Source organism: Streptomyces sp. NPDC058955 (assembly GCF_042741435.1).
Classification (GTDB): Bacteria; Actinomycetota; Actinomycetes; order Streptomycetales; family Streptomycetaceae; genus Streptomyces.
The window spans coordinates 1-20,743 of the sequence record NZ_JBHYKM010000033.1 but is presented as its reverse complement, the minus strand read 5'-3'; the positions used below and the strand labels follow the sequence as shown (position 1 = coordinate 20,743).

At 75.2% G+C, this 20,743-nt stretch carries 20 protein-coding genes; 8 read left to right on the top strand and 12 right to left on the bottom strand.

All coding sequences use genetic code 11. The annotated features are described in order from the left end of the window. Window positions 1-26 precede the first annotated feature (26 nt). The 4 genes from ACFW1I_RS15560 to ACFW1I_RS15545 all read right to left on the bottom strand — a co-directional run bounded on the left by ACFW1I_RS15560 (window position 27) and on the right by ACFW1I_RS15545 (window position 4,950). Complete coding sequence (locus ACFW1I_RS15560; protein WP_384670029.1) at window positions 27-1,226, bottom strand: nitric oxide synthase oxygenase; 1,200 nt, start codon at window positions 1,224-1,226, stop codon at window positions 27-29. Between the two features lie 180 nt (window positions 1,227-1,406). After that, window positions 1,407-1,805 carry a hypothetical protein gene (locus ACFW1I_RS15555; protein WP_384670027.1) on the bottom strand — a complete coding sequence of 133 codons (399 nt, stop codon included), beginning with the start codon at window positions 1,803-1,805 and terminating at the stop codon, window positions 1,407-1,409. Between the two features lie 38 nt (window positions 1,806-1,843). Then, window positions 1,844-3,013 carry a PP2C family protein-serine/threonine phosphatase gene (locus ACFW1I_RS15550; protein ID WP_384670025.1) on the bottom strand — a complete coding sequence of 390 codons (1,170 nt, stop codon included), beginning with the start codon at window positions 3,011-3,013 and terminating at the stop codon, window positions 1,844-1,846. Between the two features lie 134 nt (window positions 3,014-3,147). Further along, a complete protein-coding gene (locus ACFW1I_RS15545) occupies window positions 3,148-4,950 on the bottom strand; it encodes a SpoIIE family protein phosphatase (protein WP_384670023.1) in 1,803 nt (600 codons plus the stop codon). A gap of 221 nt (window positions 4,951-5,171) precedes the next feature. Here ACFW1I_RS15545 and ACFW1I_RS15540 point away from each other — a divergent pair, with 221 nt between their 5' ends. Continuing rightward, window positions 5,172-5,996: a polysaccharide deacetylase family protein gene (locus ACFW1I_RS15540; protein WP_384670022.1), complete on the top strand. Its 825-nt coding sequence runs from the start codon at window positions 5,172-5,174 to the stop codon at window positions 5,994-5,996. Window positions 5,997-6,017: 21 nt separating this feature from the next. Here ACFW1I_RS15540 and ACFW1I_RS15535 read toward each other — a convergent pair whose 3' ends face one another. Together ACFW1I_RS15535 and ACFW1I_RS15530 are read right to left on the bottom strand one after the other, a co-directional pair. Next, window positions 6,018-6,458, bottom strand: a complete 441-nt coding sequence (locus ACFW1I_RS15535) for a hypothetical protein (RefSeq protein WP_384670021.1) — start codon at window positions 6,456-6,458, stop codon at window positions 6,018-6,020. Then, window positions 6,455-7,921 (bottom strand): APC family permease, encoded by a 1,467-nt coding sequence (locus ACFW1I_RS15530; protein ID WP_384670019.1) that lies wholly within the window; start codon window positions 7,919-7,921, stop codon window positions 6,455-6,457. Before ACFW1I_RS15530 ends, ACFW1I_RS15535 begins: the two co-directional genes overlap by 4 nt. A 187-nt stretch (window positions 7,922-8,108) precedes the next feature. Here ACFW1I_RS15530 and ACFW1I_RS15525 point away from each other — a divergent pair, with 187 nt between their 5' ends. Next, the gene (locus tag ACFW1I_RS15525; protein ID WP_384670018.1) at window positions 8,109-9,392 is read left to right on the top strand and encodes a threonine/serine exporter family protein; all 1,284 of its coding nucleotides are present in this window, start codon (window positions 8,109-8,111) and stop codon (window positions 9,390-9,392) included. 41 nt (window positions 9,393-9,433) lie between these two features. After that, complete coding sequence (locus ACFW1I_RS15520; protein WP_384670016.1) at window positions 9,434-10,120, top strand: adenosylcobinamide amidohydrolase; 687 nt, start codon at window positions 9,434-9,436, stop codon at window positions 10,118-10,120. Here the strand turns inward: ACFW1I_RS15520 and ACFW1I_RS15515 are convergent. From ACFW1I_RS15515 to ACFW1I_RS15495, 5 genes are all read right to left on the bottom strand, one after another. Then, complete coding sequence (locus tag ACFW1I_RS15515) at window positions 10,113-11,024, bottom strand: adenosine kinase (protein WP_384670014.1); 912 nt, start codon at window positions 11,022-11,024, stop codon at window positions 10,113-10,115. The two genes, ACFW1I_RS15520 and ACFW1I_RS15515, sit on opposite strands and share 8 nt — an antisense overlap. Before the next feature lie 104 nt (window positions 11,025-11,128). Beyond that, window positions 11,129-11,725 carry an ATP/GTP-binding protein gene (locus ACFW1I_RS15510; protein WP_384670012.1) on the bottom strand — a complete coding sequence of 199 codons (597 nt, stop codon included), beginning with the start codon at window positions 11,723-11,725 and terminating at the stop codon, window positions 11,129-11,131. Further along, window positions 11,706-12,065 carry a DUF742 domain-containing protein gene (locus ACFW1I_RS15505; RefSeq protein ID WP_384670010.1) on the bottom strand — a complete coding sequence of 120 codons (360 nt, stop codon included), beginning with the start codon at window positions 12,063-12,065 and terminating at the stop codon, window positions 11,706-11,708. Before ACFW1I_RS15505 ends, ACFW1I_RS15510 begins: the two co-directional genes overlap by 20 nt. Continuing rightward, a complete protein-coding gene (locus tag ACFW1I_RS15500; RefSeq protein ID WP_031012374.1) occupies window positions 12,062-12,463 on the bottom strand; it encodes a roadblock/LC7 domain-containing protein in 402 nt (133 codons plus the stop codon). Before ACFW1I_RS15500 ends, ACFW1I_RS15505 begins: the two co-directional genes overlap by 4 nt. Beyond that, window positions 12,460-14,001: a sensor histidine kinase gene (locus ACFW1I_RS15495; RefSeq protein ID WP_384670009.1), complete on the bottom strand. Its 1,542-nt coding sequence runs from the start codon at window positions 13,999-14,001 to the stop codon at window positions 12,460-12,462. Before ACFW1I_RS15495 ends, ACFW1I_RS15500 begins: the two co-directional genes overlap by 4 nt. A 185-nt stretch (window positions 14,002-14,186) precedes the next feature. On the opposite strand from ACFW1I_RS15495, the gene ACFW1I_RS15490 reads away from it, so the two are divergent. The 5 genes from ACFW1I_RS15490 to ACFW1I_RS15470 all read left to right on the top strand — a co-directional run bounded on the left by ACFW1I_RS15490 (window position 14,187) and on the right by ACFW1I_RS15470 (window position 18,846). Further along, window positions 14,187-15,056, top strand: a complete 870-nt coding sequence (locus ACFW1I_RS15490; protein WP_384670007.1) for an SDR family NAD(P)-dependent oxidoreductase — start codon at window positions 14,187-14,189, stop codon at window positions 15,054-15,056. Between the two features lie 135 nt (window positions 15,057-15,191). Continuing rightward, window positions 15,192-17,057, top strand: coding sequence for an NAD-binding lipoprotein (locus ACFW1I_RS15485; protein WP_384670006.1), 1,866 nt, complete (start codon window positions 15,192-15,194; stop codon window positions 17,055-17,057). Between the two features lie 96 nt (window positions 17,058-17,153). Then, entirely contained in the window at window positions 17,154-17,516 is a 363-nt protein-coding gene (locus ACFW1I_RS15480; protein WP_384670004.1) for a zinc ribbon domain-containing protein YjdM, read from the top strand. Window positions 17,517-17,523: 7 nt separating this feature from the next. Continuing rightward, window positions 17,524-17,880, top strand: a complete 357-nt coding sequence (locus tag ACFW1I_RS15475; RefSeq protein WP_384670003.1) for an ArsR/SmtB family transcription factor — start codon at window positions 17,524-17,526, stop codon at window positions 17,878-17,880. 222 nt (window positions 17,881-18,102) lie between these two features. Continuing rightward, window positions 18,103-18,846: a class I SAM-dependent methyltransferase gene (locus tag ACFW1I_RS15470; protein WP_384670001.1), complete on the top strand. Its 744-nt coding sequence runs from the start codon at window positions 18,103-18,105 to the stop codon at window positions 18,844-18,846. A 66-nt stretch (window positions 18,847-18,912) separates the two neighbouring features. On the opposite strand, the gene ACFW1I_RS15465 is transcribed toward ACFW1I_RS15470, so the two are convergent. Continuing rightward, complete coding sequence (locus tag ACFW1I_RS15465) at window positions 18,913-20,538, bottom strand: flavin monoamine oxidase family protein (protein WP_384669999.1); 1,626 nt, start codon at window positions 20,536-20,538, stop codon at window positions 18,913-18,915. Between the last annotated feature and the right edge of the window lie 205 nt (window positions 20,539-20,743).

Genomic DNA, 20,743 nt, shown 5'->3' with positions numbered 1-20,743 from the left:
CCGCCTCGCCCGAGCCACCGGGCGGCCTAACCCTGCCGGGGCACGAACGCCGGGCGCAGGGACGGGTCGACCGGGTCGTAGTAGCGGTGGAAGACCGGCGTGGCCGCGCCCGACAGGGGCGGGACGATCCAGCTCCAGTCGGCCGGCGTCGCCCGGCCGTGCCGCCGCTCCCGCGCGATGTGCTTCAGGAAGCGCTCGGACTCGGTGTGGTGGTCCGCCATCGTCACCCCGGCCTCCTGGAAGGAGTGCAGCACCGCCACGTTCAGCTCCACCAGCGCCCGGTCCCGCCACAGCGTCCGCTCCGAGGAGCGGTCCAGGCCCAGCTTCTCCGCGACCAGCGGCAGCAGGTCGTACCGGTCCGCGTCGGCCAGGTTCCGCGCGCCTATCTCGGTGCCCATGTACCAGCCGTTGAACGGCGCCGCCGGATACCGCACCCCGCCGATCTCCAGCACCATGTCGCTGATCGCCGGCACCGCGTACCAGCGCAGCCCGAGCCCGGCGAACCAGGCGTGCTCGGGGTGGCGCAGCGGCACCTCCCGCACGGCGCCGTCCGGCAGCTCGTACCACCGCGGGCGGGCGTCGGGGCGCTCCCGCACCATCAGCGGCAGCACCTGGAAGGGCTCCTCCTCCCGCTTCCAGCCCAGCTCGCGGGCGAGCGCCGTGGTCGCCGCCGCGCGCGGATCGCCGATCCAGCGGCCGGCCGGGGTGCGGTGGCCCGCGTACCGGACCAGCTGGTCGTTGACGATCCGGGGGGCCGGGCGGCCGGGCCGGTCCGGGGCGAAGACGGTGAGGACCGGGCGGATCCGCCCGCCGTTCTCCGCCGCCCGCAGGTGCTCGGCGCAGGCGGCCGCGATCCCGTCGGCGGACGACACCCCGCGCAGGTCCCGCACGACCAGACTGCTCCAGTAGAGCCGCCCGATGCAGCGGGCCGCGTTGCGCCAGGCGACCCGGGCGCCGAAGGCCAGCTCCTCGGGCGTGTGCTCGTACGTGCCGGTACGGGCGATCTCGGCCCGCACTTGGCGGACCCGGGCGTCCGCGTCCCCGGCGCCGGGGGACTCCTCGTGGAACTGCCGGACGAACTCCTCCGCCTGCCGCCGGTCCACCCGCTCCGGCTCGCGCGGAACGGCCGGCGGCGGGACGACGGCGGGGGCCGCGGCGGCGGCCGAGTAGGGGCATGCGGCGCCGGCGGGGGCGGCCGCGCGGCGACGGATCAGACTGAAGACCAAGGTGTTTCCTCCCTGGCCCCATGACTACCGTACGGATTCGTCCGACTGTGGAGAGTGTTCGAACTTCGCCAGGGAGGACGGTCCGTCCTGGTATGGTGCCCGCTCCCCGGCGGGCGAGACGCGGGCGAGAGGCGGGCGAGAGGCGGGCGGCAGGCGGCCCGGAGACGGCCGGGAGACGCCTCAGACGGCGGTCAGCACGTCCTCGCGGACCCGCTCCAGGACCAGCCCGCCGTCGAGCCGGACCCGCGCCGTGACGACCGGCCGCCGGTTCCGGTACGCCTCCCACGCCGGCTCCAGCGCGCGCACCTGCTCCTCCGCCCGCTCCCGGCTCGCCGGCGGCATCTGGGCGCCGAACGAGTCGAGCAGCGAGACGAGACGCTCGTACTCCGCCGCCTCCGGGTCCGGCCGGGACTCCTCCGGCTCGTCGACCCGCTCGACGACCCCCTCCGTCCCGGCCCCGACCAGCAGCGCCCCGGCCACCGCCGCCGGCTCCTCGGCCGGGTCGCCGGCCACCGTGACCGTCCCGGCCAGCGTCAGATCGACCGCGAGGCGCACCCGCCGGCCCTGTGTGAGCGTCATCCGGCCTTCTTAGCACGACCAGGATCCGCCCCAGCCCGTCAGGCCCGGACGGCGGCCGCCCGCGGTTGCGTGGGGATTCCCCCGACCTGCGCCCCGGGCCCGTCCCGGACCACCAGGAGCGCCGTGGTGTCGTCGTCCAGGCCGTGGGCGCCGAACCGGTCCAGGTCCGCCCGCAGCAGCTCCGGGACGCGGTCGGCGGGCTCGTCCGCCCAGGCCCGCAGCCGCCGCTCCAGCGGGTAGAAGGCGCCGCTCGCGTCGCGGGTCTCGGAGACGCCGTCGGTGAACATCAGCAGCCGGTCGCCGGGGCCGAAGGGCACCTCCTCCACGGTGAACGGGGCGTCGACCGGCACCGGCAGGTGGACCGGCACCGACGGCGCGGAGAACTCGACCGTCTCCACCGTCCGGCCCCGCTGCACCACCGGCGCCGGGTGGCCGCAGCTGAGCAGCCGGATCACCGGCCGGTCGTCGGGGATCTCCGCGAGCAGCACCGTCGAGAAGCGGTCGGCCGCCTCCGACTCCGGGGCGCGCTCCGCGTACCGGGCCATGCTCTCCTCCAGGCGCTGCGCGATCGCGGGCAGGTCCGGGGCGGTGTAGGCGGCCTCGCGGAACGAGCCGAGGAGCAGCGACGCCGCCTCCACCGCCGGCAGGCCCTTGCCCTGGACGTCGCCGAGCATGATCCGGACGCCGTCGCGGACCTTCAGCGCCTTGTAGAAGTCGCCGCCGACCTGCGCGCAGGCGGCGGACGTCTCGTACAGCAGCCGCAGGTCGACGGAGCCCAGGCGGGGCGGCAGCGGGCGCAGCACCGCCGACTGGGCGGCCTCCGCGACCGCGCTGATCTGGCGCAGCTCGGCCTCGCGGCGCTGCCGGACGCGGCTGGCCACGACCGCGGCGAGCACGACGACGGCGAGCACCACCTCGTTCCCGATCAGCGCCGGGTGGAGGTTCCCGCCGCGCACGGCGGCGGTGAGGGCCGTCGCCGCCATCGCGAGGGCGCCGATCGCGGCCGTGCCCCGGGCGGACCAGGTGGCGGCGGCGAGCGCCGGGGCGGCGATCAGGAAACGGTCGAACCGTTCGACCGGTGGGGTGAGGACGTCGGCGAGCACGGCGAGGACGATCACCAGGAACGGCAGCGCCCGGCCGAGCACGTAGCGGAACTCCGCGCGGGACGCGGGGGCCCGCCGCGGGGACGCGGTCGGATCCGCAGGCATGACTCTCCTTCGTCGGACTCCCGCCCGGAGGCGGGTCGCAACGGCCTTCGTCCGACAGCATGCCGGGCCGCACCGGCCGCCGGGCAGGGCCGGACGTCCCGGTCCCGGGGTGCCGTACGGCTCTGCCGGAGGGCTCAGGCCGGAAGGTTCTGCTCGGCCCAGACGACCTTGCCGCCGGAGGTGCGGCAGGAACCCCAGCGGCGGCACAGCATGTTGACGAGCTGGAGGCCGCGGCCGCCCTCGTCGCTGAGGTCGGCGTGCTGGATCTGCGGCAGGTCGGGGCCGGTGTCCGACACCTCGACGACCAGCCGCTCGCCGCGCAGCAGCCGCAGCTCGCCCGGCCCGTTCCCGTACCGCAGGGCGTTGCCGACCAGCTCGGACACGACCAGCTCGCACACGTCGGCGAGGTCGTCCAGGCCCCACTCGGCGAGCTGGCGGGTGACGAGCCGCCGGGCCTCCGAGGCGGCCCGCCCGTCGCCGGACAGCGGCCAGACCCGCAGCCCGGTCTCCGCGGCGAGCGGCACGGACCGCGCGGTCAGCAGCACCGCCTCGTCGAACCGGCCGGGTCCCGCCGGGGCCGCCGCGATCAGCCCGCCGTCCTCCAGCGCGGACGGCGGCAGCGCGAGCGCCGCCTTGCGCAACAGGTCCAGCTGCTCCTCCAGGTCGGCGCCGCGGGCCTTCACCAGCCCGTCGGTGAACAGCACGAGCGCCCCGCCGTCCGGCACGGTGACCGTCACCGGGTCGTACGGGATCACCCCGGCGCCCAGCGGCGCCCCGGCGGGCAGCCCGACGAACCCGGCGCCGCCGCGCCCGTCCAGCAGCAGCGGCGGCAGGTGGCCCGCGCCGGCCAGCGTGCAGGAGGCGTCCGCCGGGTCGTAGACCGCGCAGAGGAAGGTGGCGACCTGGTCGTCCTCCAGGTCGCGGGTGGCGAGGTCGAGCCGGGCCAGGACCCGCTCGGGCGCCATGTCGAGGGTCATCAGGGTGCGGGCGACGGCCCGGAGCCGACCCATGGTGGCGGCGGCGGGCAGCCCCTGGCCCATCACGTCGCCCGCCATCAGCGCCGTACGGCCGCCGGGCAGCGACATGACGTCGTACCAGTCGCCGCCGACCGTGTGGCGGGCCGCCGAGGGCGCGTACTCGCCCCGCACCCGCAGTCCCGGGGTGACCGGTGTGGCCCGGGGCAGCAGGGTGCGCTGGAGCTGGACGACGTGCTCGCGCTCCCGGCCGTACAGCCGGGCGTTGTCGATGAAGACGGCGGCGCGGGAGGCCAGCTGCTCGGCGAGGACCAGGTCGGTGGGGGAGAAGGGCGGGCTGCCCGGGCCGCGGACGAAGTCGGCGCTGCCGAGCAGCAGCCCGCGGGCGATCAGCGGCACCGCGAGGTAGCTGTGCACGCCCAGCGCCCGCATCTTCGCCGCGCCGCTCGCGGTGGGGGCGACGCGGGCGAAGTCCTCGTCGCGCATCCTGGCGACCAGGACGGGCTCGCCGCGCCGCAGACAGTACCGGTGGAGCAGCGTCTCGTGCCGCTTCTGGTCGCGGACGTAGGTCTCGCCGACCGGGACGGCCTCCAGGGTGGTCATGGTGTCCACGGCGGAGAGCGCGACCGCCCGCATCGCGGGGACGCCGCTGCCGGTCCAGCGGGAGCCCTCCTCGCCGTGCAGGACGCTCTCCAGGATGTCGACGGCGGCGCCGTCGGCGAACCCGGGGACGGTGAAGTCGGCCAGCTCCCGGGCGGTGCTCTCCAGGTCCAGGGTGGTGCCGATGCGGGTGGTCGCGGCGTTGAGCCAGGCGAGCCGTTCCTCGGTGTCCGGGGCGTCGAGCGGAATCGCGCCGTCGGCCCGGCGGCGCCGGGCGCGGAGCGCCGCGGACCGGTACACCGTCGAGGTGCGCACGGGCGAGACCCTGCCGGTCAGGCGTCGTCCGCCGCTGCCGCCGCTCACTCTTCCGGCCTCCAGTGGGGATCTCGACCAGGTGTGGTGCACAGTCTGCACCGGAAGCCCGTCCGGCGCACCATCCGAACGGCAGCGGAATCGCAACCGAACGGTACCTCTGTCACATCCGCCGAATGGGTGAAACCTGTTCGGGGCATGTTTCGTCCTCTCCCCCGGGAGCGCGTCGGAGGACGCGGGGTCGCATCGGGAACGCGAGGATCGGAGGGCGCATGCGCCGGATGGGCAAGTACACCGCGCACGTGGCCGTGTTGGCGTCGGCGGTCGGGATCAGCCTGGCCGCCTGGGGCGCGACGGCGCTGGTGGGCGGGGACGGCGAGAGCGCCGCGGCACCGGGCGGCGGGGGCGCGGCCCGGCCGGGCGTGCCGGCCCAGCGGAACGCGGAGCCGAGCCGGCCGGCGAAGCCCGCGGTCCGGGTGCCGGAGGGGATCGCCCACGCGGCCGAGGCGGGCGGACGGGCCGTCAACATCACCATCGACGACGGGCCCGACCCGCGGTGGACGCCGAAGATGCTCGACATCCTCAAGGAGAACGACGTCAAGGCCGTGTTCTGCATGATCGGCCCGCAGGCGAAGCAGCACCCCGACCTGGTGAGGCGCGTGGTGGCCGAGGGGCACCGGCTGTGCGACCACACCATGACCCACGACACGACGATGGACCGCAAGCCCGTCGCGTACCAGAAGCAGCAGATCCTCGACGCGCGCACGCTCATCGAGGAGGCCGCCGGCGGGGTGGAGGTGCAGTACTACCGCGCCCCGGGCGGGGCGTTCACCCCGGACAGCCGGAAGATAGCCGCGGCCGCGGGGATGCGGCCGCTGGGGTGGAACGTGGACACCAAGGACTTCGAGCGGCCCGGCGCCGCCGCCATCGTGGCCACCGTCAAGAACGAGCTGTCCAACGGGCCGACGATCCTCTTCCACGACGGCGGCGGCGACCGTTCGCAGAGCGTGACGGCGCTGCGGGAGGTCCTGCCGTGGCTGAAGGAGCAGGGGCGCACCTTCAGCTTCCCGGTGCGCACGGCCCCGGACACCCCGTGAGGGCCGGGGCCGTACGGCCCGTCAGCGCCTGACGGTGTCGTCGGTCTTGAGGTCCTCGACGGCCTCGTCGAACTCGTCCACCTCGTCGGGGCAGTACACCTGCAGGACGATCCGCTCGGCCTCGACGGCCTTGGAGTCGGCGATGACCGGACGGTTGCCGGGGCCCGGAGCACCGGTGGTGAGCTGCTGGAGCCGGTACAGCGCCTTCTTCAGGGCGTTGCCGGGGTCCTCGCAGACCGGGCCGCCGTCGGTGCCGAGCAGTCGCTCGACGGTCTCCTGGTCGGGGGCGGGATAGCCCGCCTTCACCAGCTCCTCGCTGAGCTGCTGGGCCTTCTTCGAGGTCTCCTCGGACCGCTTGAAGCTGCTGTACCGGATCAGACCGGTGATCAGCAGGCCGACCAGGATCACGATCGCGCCCCAGTAGATCACCTTGTGCTCGGAGGCGAAGCGGGTCGGGCTCATGCGGCGTCTCCCTCGTTCGGGGCGGCGGCCTCGGCCGTGCGCCAGCTGGGCTTGCGCAGTTTCAGGAACGCCCAGGGGATGAGCAGTCCGAGGATCAGCAGGCCGCCGCCGACGATGACGACGTACGACAGGACGCTGCCGCTGCCGAACTGGGAGGGCGGGACGAAGCCGATGAACATCGCGGCGAGCGAGGCGAGCAGTCCGACCGAGCAGATCAGCCCGAGGGCGGGCGCCCGGTAGCCGCGCGGGTGGTCCGGCCGGAGCTTCCGCAGCCGCATCGCCGCGACGAACATCAGCAGGTAGACGATGAGGTAGACCTGCGTGGTGATGGTCGAGAAGATCCAGTACACGCTGGAGACGTTCGGGATCAGCGCGTACCCGAGGGCGATGATCGAGGTGACGATGCCCTGGGTGACGAGGATGTTCTGCTGGATGCCGAACTTGTTGAGCTTCTGCAGGAACGGCGGCAGGTAGCCCTCGCTGCGGGAGATCTCCAGGAGGCCCTTGGACGGGCCGGCCAGCCAGGTCAGCATGCCGCCGAGGGAGGCGGAGATCAGCATGACGGCCGCGATCGGCGTCATCCAGCCCACGTCGAAGTACGAGAAGAAGGCGTCGAACGCCTGCATGACGCCGGCCGTGAGGCTGAGCTGGTCCGCCGGGACGACCCAGCTGATCGCCAGCGCCGGCAGGATGAAGATCAGCAGCACCAGGCCCATCGCCAGGAACATCGACTTCGGGTACTCCTTCGCCGGGTCCTTCAGCGAGGAGACGTGCACCGCGTTCATCTCCATGCCCGAGTACGACAGGAAGTTGTTGACGATCAGGACGAGGCTCGCGAGGCCGGTCCACTGCGGCAGCAGGTGGTCGGCGTCCATCGGGGCCGCCGACGGGTTGCCCTGCCCGAGGAAGACCATGCCGAGCACGACGAGGACGGTGCCGGGCACCAGCGTGCCGATGATCAGGCCCCAGGAGGAGAGCCCGGCGAGGGCCTTGGTGCCGCGCGAGGAGACCCAGACGCCGGTCCAGTACAGGACCATGATGACGATCGCCGTGTAGACGCCGTTGGAGGCGAGCGAGGGATCGATCACGAAGGCGATCGTCGAGGCCACGAAGGCCAGCAGGCTCGGATAGTAGAAGATCGTCATCGCGAACTGGCACCACACGGCGAGGAAGCCGAGCGGCTTCGACAGCCCCTCGGCCACCCACCGGTAGACACCGCCCGACCAGCCGGAGGCCAGCTCCGCGGAGACCAGGGCCGTCGGCAGCAGGAACACGATGGCCGGCACCAGGTAGAGGAAGACGCAGGCGAGGCCGTAGACGGCCATCGTCGGCGCGGCGCGCAGGCTCGCCACCGACGCCGTGGTCATCAGCGCCAGCGTCACCCACGTGATCGTGGGCGGGGCGACCGGCCGCGCCTCGGCGCGGGGTTTCGGCAGATCGGCCGGGACGTCCATCGATGCCATGGGCCCTCCTCCGGGGGAACCGACGTGATCCGCACCAGGCTGCGCGACGGAGGACGGCGCCGCAGGGCGGGACGGCCGATCGGGTGACGGAGGGCCGGGGGCGGGGGCGGGAGGCCGGCGCCGGATGCCGGGCGCCGCCGGCTGGGGGATGCTGATCGTTCGTCACCCTGTACCCGAGGAGGCGGCCGTGGCGCGACCCGAGGGGGAACCGGCGGAGGCGGCGGCGGAGGACGTCGACCGGGTCACCGGCTTCCTGACCCGGCTCACCGCACTGCTGCTGCGCACCTCCGGCGAGGGCGCCGAGCTGATCGCGCGCGAGGTCACGGCGGCCGGGCGCGCCCTGGGCGCCGAGGTGTCCGTGCTGCTCGTCATGGACGCCGTCACCCTGACCGTCGCCCGCCCCGACGGGCCGGCCCGGACCGTGGTCGTGCACGCCGCCCCCGAGGTGGCCCGGCTGGACCGGATCGCGGCGCTGAAGCCGCTGGTGGCCGACGTGTGCGCCGGGCGGGCCGGAGCGGCGGAGGCGAGCGCCCGGCTGGACCGGATCGAGGCGGCGCCGGCCCCGTACCCGTGGTGGCTGAAGCTGCTCGGGATCGTGCTCTTCTCGCTGGGCTTCGCCCCGCTGATGCAGCCCACGTGGTACGAGGTCGGCACCACGGCCGTCCTGGCGACGCTCGCCGCGTGCCTCGCGGTGGCGTCCGACCGGGTCCCGCGGCTCGCCCGGGTGCTGCCGCTGATCGCCTCGGTGACGGTGTCGGTCGTCACGCTCACGCTGTTCGCCGGCGATCCGGCGCACGGCGGGCCGGTGCTGCTGATGCTGCCCGCGCTGTTCTTCTTCGTGCCCGGCGACTACCTGAGCGCGGCCGCCGCCGAACTCGGCGCCGGGCTGATCTCGACCGGCGCGATCCGGCTGGTGTACGCGGTCTTCCTGCTGGTCCAGCTGTGCGTGGGCGTGCTGCTCGGGGTGTACGTCACCGGCACCGCCACCGAGGCGCTCTTCGACACGGCGGCCGAGGCCGACCTGCCGCGCTGGGTGCTCTTCGCCTCGTGGACGGTCTTCACCGCCGGGACCCTGCTCGCCTTCGCGATCCCCCGCCGCTTCCTCGGGGCCCTGCTGGCGCTCGTCTACCTGACGGTCGGCGTGCAGTCCGCGGCCACCGCGCTGATCGGGGAGACCGGCGGCACCTTCGTCGCCGCGGTGGTGCTCGCGGCGGCGGCGACACTGCTGTCCCGGGGCCCGGAGCGGCCGCCCCGGCTCCTCCTCGTCCTGCCCGGCTTCTTCACGCTCACCGTCGGTTCGCTCGGCATGCGCGGGCTGACCACCCTGGCCGGCGGGCACGTCGTGGACGGCTTCACGGACCTGCTGGAGCTCGTCCTCGTCGTCACCGCCATCGCCGTGGGCCTGGTCCTCGGCGCCACCATCGTGCCGGACCGGAGTCCGGCCGCCGCACCGCCGCCGACCGGTTTGTAGGATCACCGGGACGTACGGCTGACAGCGAGGAGCGCGTTGCGGTGACCGCGGTGGTGGAACCGGCCCCGCCGGTCCTTCCGGCCCCTCCGGAGCTGTGGGAGCGGGACGAGGACGGCCAGGTGCTCGGGGCGCTCGTCTGGCGGCACGGGCCCGGCTGGCGGGCCGTCAGCAGCGCGGTGCTCGGCGGCGGGATCGGCGAGCGGTCCTGGGTGCTGAACGTCCAGGTCGCGCACGGCTACACCCGCACCGACCCCGAGGCGCACCTCGCCGGGCTCGCCCGGCGGGCCGGCCTCCACGGCCCCGGCGTGGGGCTGATGACCGCCGCCGAGGTCGCCCGTCGCGGAGCCGCCTCCGACGGCGGCGTCGACGCGGTGGCCACCGCCGGGATCGAGGTCCGGGGCTGGGCGGCGGCACCGGGCCCGGCCGTGCCCGCCCCGCAGGCCCCCGGCACCATCAACATCGTCGTCACCGTGCCCGCGCCGCTCACCGACGCCGCCCTCGTCAACGCCGTGGCCACCGCCACCGAGGCCAAGACGCAGGCACTCCTCGACGCGGGCCACGACTGCTCCGGCACCCCGACGGACGCGGTCTGCGTCCTCGCCCTCCGGCCCGCGCCCGGCGGCCCCGCCGAGCCCTTCGCAGGACCCCGCTCCCTGTGGGGCGCCCGCCTGGCCCGGGCCGTCCACGCGGCGGTCGGCGCCGCGCTGCCCGCGCCCGGCGTCAGCTGAGCGCGGCGACCTCGGCGAGCAGCGCCTCCCGGCCGATGGCGTCGCTGCCGGTGGCGGGCACCGTACAGGCGAAGGCGCCGGCGACCGCGCCGTACAGGGCGCAGCGCTCCGGGGGCTCGCCGGCGAGCCGGCCGAAGAGGAAACCGGCGGCGTAGGCGTCGCCCGCGCCGTTGGAGTCCACGACCGCTTCGCGCGGGGCCACCGCCGGGACGTGCAGCGGGTCCCGGCGGTCGCGGGTGAGCAGGTACGAGCCCTCCGCGCCGGCGGTGGCGACGGCCACCTCCGCCCGGCCCCGCTCCAGCACCCGGCGCAGGGTCGCCACCGGGTCCGGCAGGGCCGTGGCCGACACGAAGACGACGTCGGAGCCGTACGCGAACGGCTCGTGGTACGGATTCTCGCCGTCCCAGTTGTGCAGGTCCGTCGAGACGGTCAGGCCCGCCTCGTGGAGCAGCGGCAGCGCGAAGGCGCACGGGTACGTGATCGAGACGTGCGCGTGCCGGGAGACGGCGGCGAGCTTGCGCACCAGGTCCTCCGGCAGCCGGTCCGACTCCCGGGAGCGGCTGTCGTCGTAGAGCGAGAGCCGGCGCCCGTCCGGACCCACGAGGTTGACGGCCCGCTTGGTGCCGCCGGGCTGCGGGACCTCGGTGAAGCCGATGCCGCGGTCGCGGTGCAGGGCGCGCACCAGGTCGCCGAAGGCGTCGTCGCCGATCATGTCGATGTGGTGGGTGCGCAGCCCCAGCGAGGCGGTCCCCAGCGCCACGAAGTCCCCGCTCTGGCCCGCGCGGGCCTCGATGCCGGGGCGGATCATGTAGCTGTCGGCGTAGGGCAGCGGGAGTTCGGGGACGTACACGATCGTGTCGACGCCCGACCCGCCCAGGACGAGGACGTCGTAGTCGCTGCTCATCGCTTCTCCTCACACGGGCACCACGTCGTGGACGTGTGAGGAGTCAACCAGCCTCGCGCGCATGTCGGCAAGATCTTGCGCGGGATTTCAGCAACGTCTTGCGGTCATCGCCCGGCGGCGGCCACCACCTGCTGCAGGTGCTCGACGAGCGTGATGAGGACCTGCTTGCTGGACTCCCGGGACCGGGCGTCGCAGAAGACCAGCGGGACCTCGTCGGGCAGGTCGAGGGCGTCGCGGATCTCCTCGGCGGTGTGCGCGGGCCCGCCGAAGTCGTTGCAGGCGACGACGAACGGGGTGCCGTGGTGCTCCAGTCGGTCGACCGCGTACCAGGAGTCCGCGATCCGGCGGGTGTCGACCAGGACGACCGCGCCGAGCGTCCCGGAGAAGAGCCGGTCCCACAGGAACCAGAACCGCTCCTGGCCGGGCGCGCCGAACAGGTACAGCACGTTGCGCGTGTCCAGGGAGATCCGGCCGAAGTCGAAGGCGACGGTGGTGGCGGTCTTGGCGGCGACGCCCCCGGTGTCGTCGATGCCCTCGCCGGCCTGCGACATCGTCTCCTCGGTGTTCAGCGGACGGATCTCGCTGACCGAGCGGACCAGGGTGGTCTTGCCGACCCCGAAGCCGCCGACGACGACGATCTTCAGTCCGTTGTCGGCGGTGCTGCTCAGGGTCGGGCGCTGCTCAGAGATTGCGGAGTCCAACGAGCACCTGCTCCAGGATGTCGTGATCGGGAAGGCGGTACGAGGTGGTGGGGCGCGGGTGCCGGGCGCTGATCCGGCCGGTGTCGTGCAGGTCGGCCAGGAGGATCTTGGTGATCGACACGGGCAGCCCGAGCCCGGCGGCGACCTCCACCACGGCGGTGGGGAAGCGGCACATGCGCAGGATGGCGGCGTGCTCGGACTGCATGCCGGGCACGGGGTCGCTCTCGGCCACCACGAGCGTCACCACGTCGAAGGCGGTGGAACCGGTGCGGCTGCGGCCGCCGGTCAGCGTGTAGAGGCGGTCGGGGGAGTCGTCGCGACCCGGCCTGAGGCGGCTCATCCCCGCGGCCTCGCGACGAGGTGCTCACCCAGCTGCTCGACCAGCTCCGTCATGTTGTGCCCGACGAGCCCGGCGTCGGCGTCCTCGTCGGCGACGAGCGCGAGGTGGGCGCCCTCCCCGGCCTCGACGATGAAGAGGATGCCGCCGTAGAACTCGGCCATCGCGGAGCGGACCCCGCCGGTGCCGTCGCCGAACTCCACGGAGGCGCCGTGCGACAGGCTCTGGATGCCCGCGGCGATGGCGGCCAGCTGGTCGGCCTGGTCGACGGAGAGCCCGGAGGTGCGGCAGAGCTTGAGGCCGTCCCGGGAGAGCACCAGCGCGTGCCGGGTGCCCGGGGTGCGTTCCAGCAGGCCCTCCAGGAGCCAGCTGAGCTTGTCGTCGGTGGTCGTGCCGGTCATCGCGGATTGCCTTCCGAATGGGGGTCGTTCGAGGACGGCGTGGTCGGTTCCGCCCCGGGGGAGGAGGGGGTGGCGGGGGTCTCGGCGGGCTTGCCCTCGGTGCCGCGCACGCCGCTCTGGAAGCCGCCGAAGCGGGCGCGGGCCGCCTCGCCGGTGCGGGGCGTTGCCTTGCGGGCCGGATCGGCGGGCGCCCTGCCGCCGGCCTCCTGGTGCGCGGCGAGGGTCCGGCCGCGCCGCCGGCGCGGCAGCGGGATCCCGGGCATCGTGCCCTCCGCCGGGGCCTCGGCCGCCGACGCGTGGGAGGTCTCCGGCTCGGCCGCCGGCGCGGTGCGGGGCGCGGCGGTCCGGGCGGGCAGGGTGCGCGGGGCGGCGGCCTGCGCGGGGGCGGGCGCGAGGGTCGCCTCGGTGCCGCGGGTGACCAGCTCCTGGGGGATCATCAGGACGACGCCGGTGCCGCCGCGCGCGGAGGGCCGGAAGGAGACGGAGAGGTTGTGCTTGCGGGCCAGCCGGCCGACCACGTGGAGGCCGAGGCGGGTGCCGGAGAGGCCCGCCAGGTCCTGGGTGGCCGCGTCGACGGCGGCCTCGGCCCGCCGCAGCTGGACGTCGCTCATCGTCAGCCCGCTGTCCTCGACCGTGATGACGATCCCCGCCGGGACCTCCTCCACGTAGACGTGGACCTCCGCGCTCGGCGGGGAGAAGTTGGCGGCGTTGTCGAGGAGTTCGGCCAGCGCGTGCATGACGCCCTCGGCGGCGTGGCCGGCGACGGCCGCCTCGCAGGCGGAGTGCAGCCGGACCCGCTGGTAGCCGGAGATGCGGCCCATGGCGCCGCGCAGGATCGACTCCATGACGATGGGCCGGGCCCAGCGGCGGCCCGAGCGGGCGCCGGTGAGCACGGCGACGGAGTCGGCGAGCCGGCCCGCCTGGGCGGTGCGGTGGTCGAGGTGGAGGAGGTCGGCGAGGACGTCCTCGTCGGCGTGCCGGTGCTCCATCTCGCGCAGGTCGGCCATCATGCTCGTCGCCAGGGCCTGCATCCGGCCGGCCGCGTTGGCGGCGGCGGCGAGGGCGGCGGAGCGGGCGGACTCGGCGCGGCGCAGCCGCTGTTCCAGTCCGGCGACGGCGGCCGCGTGGCCGGCGGCGAGCCGCTCGGCCTCGGCCCGCTGGGCGCGGACCAGTTCGTCGGCGCGGGCCGCGTGGGCGGCGGCCTCGGCGGCCGCCTGGGCCTCGTGGCGCTCCCGCAGGGCCGCGACCTCGCGCTCGGCGGCGGCCTGGCGCTGGGCGGCGTAGGTGGCCTGGGAGGAGACCTGGGCGGTCAGCCGTTCGGCCTGCTTGGCGAGGCCGCGGGCGGTGCGCGCGTACCAGGTGACGGCGAACGCGGCGGCCGCGAGGAGCAGCACCGCGCAGACGGCGAACCAGGCCAGCGGGGTGCGGACCTCGGCCGGCGCGGCGCTCGTCGCGGCGCCCACGAGGGCACCGCCCGCGGCGACGGTCAGCACGGAGGCGATCAGGGCGGGGCGGAACGGGGTGGGCGACGCCGACATCTACCGGACTCTCGTGAGGCAGGCACAGGGAGGTTCGGAACGACCGCACTATAGAGGCGTTCTTGATCGGTCAGGAACTCACTCTGATCGGATCGATATCCGGAGTGATACAAAACCTTCCAAATGGTGGCACTGGTTCCGGCCATCCCGGCGGGAAGTCCCAACACCCCACCCCGGCGGGCAGAATGACGGGCCGTACGGTTCGTCCCCGACCGGAAGGCACACCGGTGAAGCTGCCCGACACAGGCAGGCGCGTCCTCGTCAGCGGCGCCTCGCGAGGCCTCGGCCGGGCGGTCGCCCGCGCGTTCGCGGCCAACGGCGACCGGGTCGCCGTCCACTACGGCACGCGCGCCGAGGAGGCCCGCGCCACCCTCGCCTCCCTCGACGGCACCGGACACGTCCTGGTCGCCAGCGACCTCGCGGACCCCGCCGGAGCGGCGGCGGTCGTCGACGCGGCGGCCGAGGCCTTCAGCCGCGAAGGGAGCGACGACGGCGGGGGCGGCGGGGGCGGCGGGGGCGGCGCCGGGGCGGGCGGCATCGACATCCTCGTGAACAACGCCGCCGTGAACCTCCGCCACCCCCTGGCGGAGACCCCGTACGAGGAGTGGACGGCGCTCTGGCAGCAGCACGTCGCCGTGAACCTGCTCGCCACCGCCCATCTCAGTCACCTCGTGGCCCGCCGGATGATCGACCGGGGCACGGGCGGGCGGATCGTCAACATCGGCTCCCGGGGCGCCTTCCGCGGCGAGCCCGACCACCCCGCCTACGGCGCCACCAAGGCCGCCGTCCACGCGCTCGGCCAGTCGCTCGCCGTCTCCCTCGCCCCGTACGGCATCGGCGTCGCCTCGGTCGCCCCCGGCTTCTTCGCCACCGAACGGGTCGCGCCCCGCCTGGAGGGGCCCGAGGGCGAGGCGATCCGCGCGCAGAGCCCCTTCGGCCGCGTCGCGGACGCCGACGAGATCGCGGCGGCCGTGCTCTGGCTCGCCTCCCCGGCCGCCGAATGGGCGTCCGGCACCATCCTCGACCTCAACGGGGCCTCGCACCTCCGCAGTTGACCCCCGCCGCCGGGGCGCCGCCGCGGCGTGCGCCGGGTGAACCGCTCGAACGCGTGCCTCCCGCGCGCCTGCCCGAAAGGATGAACACCGGGCGTCGACGGCGTTTCGCGGCGGGGCCGCAGCCACCCTGCTGCCGTGCGTAAGGAGCGCGAGTCCACGGTCCCCTCCCAGCGGACGCCCCGCCGGACCCGGCCCGGTCCGGCACCGGCCGTCCGGGCGGCCGGACCGCCGCCGCCCGGCCCGGCGGCGCACCCCGGGGTGCGGGCCAGGGCGCGGTACTGGGTCGACCGCACCGTGGTGCGCGGGGTGACGGCCCTCGTGGCCTGGCTGGCTCTGGCCTGTCTCGGCCTGGTGGCCCCCGCCAGCGCCCTCCTGGTGTGGACCGACAGCAAGGCCCCCGACACCCTCCAGGGCAAGGCCGCCACCGTCTGGCGGACGGTCGGCCAGACCCTCCGGCTCGGCGGCGAGGTCGGCCCGCCGCTGCGGATCGCCCTGACGGTCTTCCTCGCCCTGGTCTCCCTGCTGTACGTCTCCTTCCTGGTCGGCATCGTCACCACCGCCCTCACCGACCGGCTCGCCGAACTGGAACGCGGCCAGACCACGGTCGTCGAGCGCGGCCACACCCTGGTCCTCGGCTGGTCCGAGCAGGCCCCCACGGTCGTCGCCGAACTGCTCGCCGCCCACGCCCAGCGAGGGCGCGGCGCCGTCGTCGTCCTCGCCGACCGCGACAAGACGGAGATGGAGCGGGAGTTACGCGACGCACTGCCGTCCCGCGCGCGGGTGCGGCTGCTGTGCCGCCGGGGCCGCCCCGCCGACCCGGCCGCGCTGGCCCGGGTGACCCCCGCCGCCGCCGGGGCGGTCGTCGTCCTCCCGCCGGACGCCCCCGGCGCCGACGTCGAGGTGATCAGGAGCCTCCTCGCGCTCCGGGCGGCGGTGGGGGCGGGCTGCCCCGTCCCGGTCGTGGCGGCGGTCCGCGACGGCGCCCACCTCCCGGCCGCCCGCCTCGCCGCGGGGCCCGGCGCGACCGTCCTGGACGTCGACGACCTCGCGGCCCGGCTGCTCGTCCAGTGCGTCCTGGAGCCCGGCCTCGCACCCGTCCTGGAGGACCTGCTCGACTTCGCGGGCGCCGAACTCCACACCCTCCGCCCGCCGGGCCTCCCCGGCCGCCGCTACGGCGAACTGGCCGCCGCCTGCCCCGACTCCTGCCCGATCGGGATCGTACGGGCGGACGGCACCCCGCACCTCAACCCGCCCCCGGAGACCCCGCTCGCCCCGGGCGACGGCCTCCTCGTCCTGGCCGAGGACCACCGGGCGACCGTCCTCCCCGCCGCGCACGAACCCCACGCGGCCGGCCGACCCACCCGGTCCCCGGCCCCGGCGGCGGCGCGCCGGGTCCTCGTCCTGGGCTGGAACCGCCGGGCCGAGCGCGTGGCGGAGGGCCTGGCGGCGGGCGGGGTGACGGCGGTGCGGGACGGCGACGCCGGGCGGCCGGCGGAACCGGAGGCGTACGACCAGGTGCTCGTCCTCGCCGGCCCGGACGGCGACGGACACCCCGACCCCGACGCCCGCACCCTCGTCACCCTGCTCCACCTCCGGGCGCGGGAGGGGGAAACGGGCCGGGCCATGCCCACGGCGGCCGAGCTCACCGACGCCCGCAACCGCCCGCTGGCCCCCGCCGGACCCCGCACCGACCTCGTGGTCACCGGCCGGCTGGCCGCCCTCCTGATGGCCCAGGTCTCCCAGAACCCACACCTGGCGGCCGCCTTCGACACCCTCTTCGCCCCCACCGGCGGCGGCGTCCGCCTCCGCCCCGCCACCGACTTCGTCCCGCCCGGCACGGAGGCGCCCTTCGCCGCCGTGGCCACCGCCGCCGCCCGCCACGGCGCCGCCGCCCTCGGCTACCGCCCCCGCGACGCCCGCCGCCCCCGCCTCAACCCGCCGAGGACCGAGACCCGGCACTGGCACGAGGGCGACGTCCTGATCGTCGTCACACCGGCCTGAAAGCCCGCCCGGGGCCCGACGAGGACGAGGCCCCGGCCGCCGCCGCGCCGGGTTGCCGATTTTCGCAAGTGGTCACATCGCTCATAGGATCGGAGGGTGAACGAGAACCTGCCTCCCTGTCCCGAATGCTCCGGCGTCTACACCTACGAGATGGGCGCCCTGCTGGTCTGCCCCGAATGCGGCCACGAGTGGCCGGCCGCCGGTGAGGCCGCCGCCACCGAGGGTGACACCGGCGCCGCCAAGGTGATCAAGGACGCCGTCGGCAACGTGCTCTCCGACGGCGACACGGTCACCGTCGTCAAGACCCTCAAGGTCAAGGGCAGCCCCACCGGCATCAAGGCCGGCACCAAGGTCCGCAACATCCGGCTCGTCGACGGCGTCGACGGCCACGACATCGACTGCAAGGTCGACGGCTTCGGCCCGATGCAGCTCAAGTCGAGCGTGGTCAAGAAGGTCTGACCGCGCCATGACCAGGACCGCGCCGCTCTACCAACTGAAGGCGGAGTTCTTCAAGACGCTCGGCCACCCCGTACGCATCCGCGTCCTGGAGCTGCTGAGCCTGCGCGAGCACGCCGTCTCGGAGCTGCTCGCCGAGGTCGCCGTCGAGCCCGCCCACCTCTCGCAGCAGCTGGCGGTGCTGCGGCGCGCGAACCTGGTCGTCGCCCGCCGCGAGGGCTCGGCCGTGCACTACTCGCTGACCGACCCGCGGATGGCGGAGCTGCTCGCGGTTGCCCGGGGCATCCTCTCCGGCGTCCTCGCCGGCCAGGCGGAACTCCTCGCCGACCTCCAGGCCGCGGGCGGACCGACGCCCCCCGCGGCCTGACGGCCCGGTGCGCCGCCCGACGGCACACGCCTGATCAGCGCCTCTCCTTGGGCGATACGGGCGCCCGCCCCCCGGCTTCTCGTGTCATCCGACAGTACGACGGCCGGGCGGGCGCGGCGCAGACTCGGTGCCACGGCGGCGCCCCGGCGAGCCCGGCGGGCACCCCTGCCCGCGGGTCCGGCGCGTCCGCACACGACCCGAAGGCCACGAGGGGGGCAGCACATGACGGTGCAGCAGTACGACGGGATCGGCGAGGCGTTCGAGGGCTTCAAGGCCCTGCCGATCACCCGTTACGGGGAGGTGCCCAGCGTCCTGGAACTGGTCGGCGACGTCACCGGCAGGACGGTGCTCGACCTCGCCTGCGGCACCGGCTTCTACAGCCGCGAGCTGAAGCGGCGCGGCGCCGCCGACGTCCTCGGCGTCGACATCTCCTCCGAGATGATCGCCGCCGCCCGGGCCATCGAGGACCGCGACCCGCTCGGTGTGTGCTACGAGATCGGCGACGTCGCCGAACTGGCCCCGGTCGACGAGCCGTTCGACCTCGCGCTCGGCGTGCAGTGTCTCAACTACGCCGGTTCCGTCGCCGAGATGGAGCGGATGTGCGCGAACATCCACCGCAGCCTGGTGCCCGGCGGCTGGTTCCACGTCTTCGCGCAGAAGCCCGACTACGCCTTCGACTGCGCCTCCCTGGAGACGTACGGCTTCCGCTGCGAGCCGACCGGCGAGGAGATCGAGACGGGCCCGCGGGTCCGCGTCACCGCCCTCCTCGACCCGCACCCGATCAGCATCGTGGGCGCCGCCCCGCGCCGCGAGGTCTACGAGGACGCCCTGGCCGCGGCCGGCTTCCGCGACGTCGAGTGGCTGCCGCTGCGGATCTCGGAGGAGGGCCTCCGCGCGTACGGCGAGGAGTTCTGGGCCGACCTCCTCGCCCACCCGCCGCTGGAGCTCCTCCGCTGCCGCGCCTGACCCCGCGAAGCCCCCGGGGGCCCGCTCACCGGCCCGCCGCCGGCGCGCGGGCCCCCGGGCCCGGCGTCAGGACGCCGGGATCACCCCCAGGTCGGCCAGGACCTCGTCGGCCGCCCGCACCCCGGACTGCGCGCCGCCCTCCATGTAGCCCTGCGCCGCCTCGGAGGTGTACTCGCCGGCGAAGTGGGTGTTGCCCTGCCGGACGGACTCGTAGCCCCCGTACACGTGCGAGTACCCGGGAGGCGCGGCCGCGTAGGAGCCGTACGCCAGTGGGTGCAGCGGCCAGGCCGCCAGGGTCGCCCGGCCCGTCCAGCCGGCCGTGATGCCGGGGAAGACCGGTTCGAGCTGCGCCAGAGCCGTCCGCGCGTAGGCCGCGACCTGCGGGTCCGCCGCCGTGCGGAACGGCGACGCGGGCGCGAACGCGTCGGCGCGGCTGCCGCCCGCGTACACCGTCAGGATGCCCTTCCCGCCGGACTGCGCCCGGCTGGTCTCCCACGACGTCTGGTAGCCGGTCTCGGACATGGTGCTGCCGGACGCGAGGCCCCACGGCCCGGACGCGTTCCACGGCCGGCCGTCGAACTGGAGCGAGAGCTTCGCGTTCCTGCCCATCGTCATCGTGGCCAGGGAGCCGCGCTTCAGCGCGTCGAACCCGGCGGCCGACAGGTCGAGCCGCTGCACGACCCCGAGCGGGAGCGCCAGCACCGTGTGGTCGGCCAGGACCGTCCGCGTACAGCCGTCGGCGGTGAACGTCAGCTCCTGCCGTCCGCCGGCCACCGCCGTCACCGCTCTCAGCCGCCAGCCGTGCCGGACGGTCCCGGCCGGCAGCGCCGCCGCGATCGCCTGCGGGAGGCGCTGGTTCCCGCCGCGCACGTGGAAGCGGGTGTCGCTCTCGCCGAACAGCGCGAACCCGCCCGGCGCGGGCTGGTAGCCGAGCACGCCGACGATGCCGAGCGCGGACGACTCCGTGGTGTCGGCGCCGAACTCCGTCGTGTACGCCACGTCGAGCAGCCGCCCGAAGCGGGAGGCGTGCCCGCCGGGCACCCGGCTCTCGATCCAGTCGAAGACGCTCATGTTCGACAGGGCCACCGCGCCGGGGCTGTTGGGCGCGTTCCACCCCACCGGCCAGTCGAAGGAGGCGAGGTCCCGCTGGAGCGCCGGCTTCACCCCCTTGAAGTCCGCGCTCGCCTCCGCGAACGTGTAGTAGCCGCCGCCGAAGCGGTACACCTCGGTCGAGCCCGCCGGCTCGGCGGCCCGCAGGTCGTCCAGCGGCAGCCCGAACCGCTGGGCCAGCTGGTGCATGTGGACGTGGCCCGAGTCGATGAGCTCGCCGCCCCACTCCGACACCTGCCCGTCGGCCCAGTACGCCCCGGCCGGCTGGGTGAAGATCCGGCCGCCGACGCGGCTGTCGGCCTCGTAGACCGTGCAGGCGACGCCGTGGTCGGCGAGGCGCAGGGCCGTCGTCAGACCCGCGATGCCCGCGCCCACCACGGCGATCACGGGCGGGGTGGCGGCGCGGGCCGGCGCGGCGGCCCCGACCGCCGACACGGCGGCGAGGCCCGCCCCGGCGGCGAGGCCCTGGAGCAGCGAGCGTCGGGACAGAGGACCGCCGGGGGAGGCGGCCGGGGAGGCGGTGGCGGGGAGGTGCTCGGCGGCGATCCGGCGCAGCATCCGCGCCGGTGCGGTACGTGCCATGGACGGCTCCATCCTGTGAGGGAGACGGTTCCCTGGGGATTCCGCCCGCGCCCGGGGCGCGGGGGAGGGGAACCGCAAGGGCGGTGACGGGGCGTCACCACCAGGAGAGAGGCCCGGCGGGCGTGGCTGCTGGGCGTGCTGTACTCCCCCGCCGGGCGGCCGGCCGCGCCGTTCGGGGGTACGGCGCCGGCGGAGACCTCGCCGC